At 59.0% G+C, this 4,673-nt stretch carries 2 protein-coding genes and 1 pseudogene; 2 read left to right on the top strand and 1 reads right to left on the bottom strand.

What is annotated here, in order from left to right:
• A pseudogene (locus H5U08_RS10515) lies at nt 1-305 on the top strand (hypothetical protein); the annotation flags it as partial.
• A gap of 1,116 nt (nt 306-1,421) precedes the next feature.
• On the top strand, nt 1,422-2,873 hold the full coding sequence (locus H5U08_RS10510) for a sulfatase-like hydrolase/transferase (protein ID WP_297032795.1): 1,452 nt from the start codon (nt 1,422-1,424) through the stop codon (nt 2,871-2,873).
• 216 nt (nt 2,874-3,089) lie between these two features.
• Here H5U08_RS10510 and H5U08_RS10505 read toward each other — a convergent pair.
• Nucleotides 3,090-4,673, bottom strand: a 1,584-nt coding sequence (locus H5U08_RS10505) for a hypothetical protein (protein ID WP_297032793.1), incomplete at its 5' end; no start/stop codon positions are given.

Below are 4,673 nucleotides of genomic sequence, written 5' to 3'. Positions count from 1 at the left end.
AAAAGCAGCGGAAACACGACTACCTGGTGTGGGAATTTTATGGTTACGGCGGGCAGCAAGCCGTTCGCTTTGGGCCATGGAAAGCGGTCCGGCAACAATGCTACAAGAACCCAGATGGACCACTCATGCTTTTCAACCTGGAGAGTGACCCTGCAGAACAGGTGGACCTAGCAGCCCAACATCCAGAACTTGTGAAACAGGCAGAGAACATCCTGGAAAAAGAACACAGCGAATCGCCATTTTGGGACTTTCGCCTGAAGCGGCATGGCCCGCCAAAGGTCATCGAGGCCGCGAGCGCACCCTGAGATGCTGGCAGCTATGTCACACTGCGGCCATGCGCAGGGATAATTAGTGGGTCAAACTGTGGTGAACCTCTCAATTGACTCGCTGAAAAGCGCTACGGAGACGGGGGAGCCAAGTTTCCTACGGTTCCGCTCTCCTTGAATGCCGGGCTGAGCGGAGCAGAGGGAGGGGCCAGCGGCGAGTCCCAAGCCGAATTTGGCACGCTCGGTGGATCACCATGTCCATTTGGACTGGCCGACATCGATGGCTGGGGCCATGTCTTGTCCAGGTCCAGCGGCAGTGAAGGATGGCGTAAGTCCCCCACATTGGCTCCCGGTGTGAGGGGAATCAGCTCTGGTTTGCCGAACATCTCGGGATCGGGTCGCAGGGTGGGACGGGAAAAATCTTCGCCTGCGTTGGAGAGACCAGAATTCGCAGCAGACGGTTCAATAGGTTGGCCGCCCGAGTCCGCCCGGAGTTCTTTCGCTGTCGCTGGTTTGCGCTGATTGCGCGACGTCGGATTGTGCGAATTTTCCCGGGAGTCCCAGATGCCAACACCCGACACCACCGCAAGGCCGACAATCAGGCCAGTACAAACAGCGAGAATCGCCCACGTTTTGCGTCTGAACACCCTGACTGGCCCTCTTTCCCCTCGAGTCCTGCCGTACATGACTGCCCCAAAACGACCACGCCCCTTTGTTCATCCCGCGCCACTTTAACACAGCGGCCGAGGTAAGTCAAGCCGCGCGGTTTCTGAAACCATCCGCACTTTTGAAAAAACCTTAACATGCCACGTGTGCAGTGTGTTGTACACGCAGTAAACGAACGGCCCCTACCAGCGGCGCGGCCTGGGGGACACCGGGCCCTTTAGCCGATCGAATGGTTATGATTCGGATGCAGCCGGGGCGCGGCTGGCGCGGGCCTCGCGCCTGTTGGAGGGACGCTTCAGACGGCGTCCGTGGAACACGGCAGGGCACGCTTGTCATGCCCGATGGGACGCGATAGATTATCGAGCATTAAACGGTGGACCTGACAAGCAGGTCCCTCCGAAGCGCGTACGCGCGGAGTGTTACCGGGAGGTGGCCTGGTCGTTGCAGGGTCGAATCAAAGAGACGTTTTGAAAGCAAGCGAGACGAAAAATGAATGACCATCCGAGAGGCTTTTGGCTCAGTATCCTCGTTGCCGTGGCGGGGATTCTCCTTGTGCACGCCGGGATAGCCCAGCCTGCTTTCGGTATGTCGAAGGAAACGCCCAACATCATCCTGTGCATGGCGGATGATCAGGGATGGGGAGACGTGGGGTATCACGGCCATCCGGTGCTCAAGACGCCCAATCTCGACGAGATGGCCGCGGTGGGCCTGCGTCTGGAACACTTCTACGCGGCAGCCCCCGTGTGCTCACCTACCCGCGGAAGTGTGCTGACGGGCCGGCATCCTGTCCGCTACGGGTGTTTTTCCTGGGGCCACACCATTCGACCGCAGGAAATCACGATTGCCGAGGCGCTCAAGAAGGCCGGTTACGTCGCAGGTCATTTCGGCAAATGGCACGTGGGGCCCGTCCGCGCGGATAGCCAGCTCTGCCCCGGGGCGTCGGGCTTCGACCGCTGGCTTTCCACCCCCAATTTCTATGACCTGGATCCGCTCATGAGTGACCAGGGCCGGGTCGTCCGCATGCATGGGGACGGTTCCATCATCGCCGCCGAGGCAGCGATCCAATTCATGCGGGAGGCGAAAGCCGCCGGACGGCCGTTCTTGGCGGTCGTGTGGTTTGGATCCCCGCACAGCCCGCACCGGGCATTACCGGAAGACAAAGCTCTCTACGCTGACCAGCCGGAAAACCTGCAAAACTTTTACGGGGAGATCACGGCCCTGGATCGGGCGGTGGGGATGTTGCGCAAGGCCCTCCGCGACCTGGACATCCAGGAAAACACGATCTTCTGGTACACAAGCGACAATGGGGCCATCGATGTCGGTTCGACGGGTGGTCTGCGAGGGCGCAAGGGGCAACTGTATGACGGAGGATTACGAGTGCCCTGCATCATCGAATGGCCGGCCCAAATCACGACGCCACGGCAGTCTGATTTTCCCTGTGGGACCGTCGATATTTATCCTACGCTGCTCGACATCGTGGGCGTCAACATTCCCGATCAACCGCCTCTGGACGGCATCAGCCTCCGCCCGCTGCTGGAAGGTCGCGAGCCCGAAAAAAGGGAAAAGCCGCTGGGATTTTGGGTATATCCAGTTGGCGGAATTTCTACTCCCAGCGAAAAAATCCTTGCCCAGATGTTGGAAGAACAGGAGGGAAAGGTTCCGCCTTCCCCGCCACCAGAGAACGAGGGGGCAATTCTCCGGCAGTATCCCGAGGATGAGTTCCCCGGACATGCGGCCTGGCTCGACTGGCCGTACAAGCTGCACCGGATCGCCAATAAGCGGGGGGATGTGCGATGGGAACTCTACAACCTCGCGGAGGATCCAAAAGAATCCCACGACCTGTCTGCCGAGCAACCGGATCGTGTCCGGAAGATGGCGGCGGCCCTGGAGGAATGGCAGAAATCGGTTCTCCGCAGTCTCAACGGCAAAGACTATCGGTGATTCGTCCCACCACAGGGCGAAAATACTAAAAATACGTGTTAGAAACTTGTCGTGCTGAGAGGGGCCCGCTCCACGCGGTCCTGCCCGCTGACTCTCACGAGCTGGCCGACGCTTCGGCAAGTGTTCGTTGGCACATGTGAAACGATCGAAATCCCGGCTGGGATTGAGCGTCACCCCCGCGAGCTTCCGAACGCGAACGCAACCGTTGGACATCTGTCATCGGCTGCGGGTTTCCGCTGGCTGAGGTGGCCTGGTTGCTGGCTCTTCAAGAATCGACATACTGGAGTCGGGCAGGCTTTCTTCGCCAAAGGGTGTCATGCGACGAAAGTTCGGCCGGGCAGTGGCAAAACCCAGTCGGAGTGATTGTCGGAAATTCGTTGCTGTGTTGCGCAAGCTCTCGCACCGCTCCAGAATCTGGCGGCAAAACTTTTCAGCCGTGGCGAGCGGTTCCAGAACAGGAAAATCACTTACCTGCTCAACGATCTCGTCGTACTTCACGGATTCGCTGAAACGTGCCACGCGGCGTCCCATCAGGATTGCGCCGGGTAAAAGGGTGATGGCGAGCATCACGCCCGTCAGCAGGTAAAAATGCCCAGAAGGGAAAACAGGCTCGGCGTTCGAGTACGGGGCCGACTGCCACCAGAAGTAGGCCATCCGTCCAACAAAGTCGATTGACACAGCAAGAGGCAAGAGGTTGACCATAAATTGGACCCACCCCGGACCTGCCGCTTTTTGGGCCACGTCCAGAGCAGCGCGCTCGAGCTCTCCTCGCAGGGCCGCAACCGAACCGAACGGATCCTCCACATCAAAGAGTCCGCTCAGGGAAGCCAGCCAGCGTGGCAGGACGGCGCTGTCGTCCGCCAGTCCGCCCGTTTGTGGCGGCAAGGCCTGCCGACTCTCTTCGCTCCACTCGAGCAGCCCCAGTTCTTTCAACTGATCGTGAACGTACGCGCGAATCTGGTCCAGTCTCGTCTTGCCGCGGCTGGCCAGGTGCTGGGTGATTTGCCAGATCGGAAGGAGATTGGTGAAAACCACAGTGGATGTGGTGACAAGAGTGCGGATCAAATAGAAGAGCGAAAACCGGCTCGTGCCCAAACGCAGTAAAGCGTAGGCCAACCGAAGCCGACTCCAGCGCCAGCGGAGCCAGGCGATGAGGGCTGCAAATCCCCACGATTTGTCCACCACGTATTGCCAGATGGCCTCCTTCATCACCCGTCGAATCGCCATGGCGGCCACGGGATCCCGTAAACCGTCCAGATAGATTTGTCGAGTGTCGTTCGCGAGCTTTTCCCGAAAATTACGAAGGCGATTGACGGCCTCCCGCAAGGGGCGCAACCGGTCTTCACTCAGGGCATCCTGCAACCGGCCAAGGAACGCATCCACCATGCCAAGGCACGCCACCTCGCGCGGATCGTGCTCCGTCAAAAACCGTCGCAGCCGGGCAACCTCACCATTCTCGGGCTCCCGAGCACTGGTCAGGAACACGACGTCGTCATCCGGGGTAAAGCCGATTTCGGTAAGTCGCCGGCAAAAGTCTTCCCGCACCGCCGACAGATGGGTTATTTCGTCCACCTTGTTGAGAACAAACAGCCAGCGCTTGTTGATGGCATAGTTGCGAATCTCCTTGAGGATATCAAAGTCTGCCCGGCGCTCGGACATCGTCACGTAGATCAAATAGTGTGACTTTTCGATCAATTGCTTGGCCAGTTGCCGGTTCGATTCGAGAACGCCGTTGATATCTGGCGCATCGCAAATCGCCCAACCCCTGAAAGAAATATCCACGTAGACGGGCTGCCATTC

Origin of the sequence: Thermogutta sp. (genome assembly GCF_014359955.1) — a bacterium.
Lineage (GTDB): Bacteria > Planctomycetota > Planctomycetia > Pirellulales > Thermoguttaceae > Thermogutta.
Note: the sequence above shows the minus strand (reverse complement) of the source record. Positions and strands in the feature narration are given on the sequence as shown.

Bases quoted from the DNA above. Each gene is read 5' to 3' on its own strand.
- H5U08_RS10510 (WP_297032795.1), top strand. From the start codon at position 1,422: ATGAATGACCATCCGAGAGGCTTTTGGCTCAGTATCCTCGTTGCCGTG.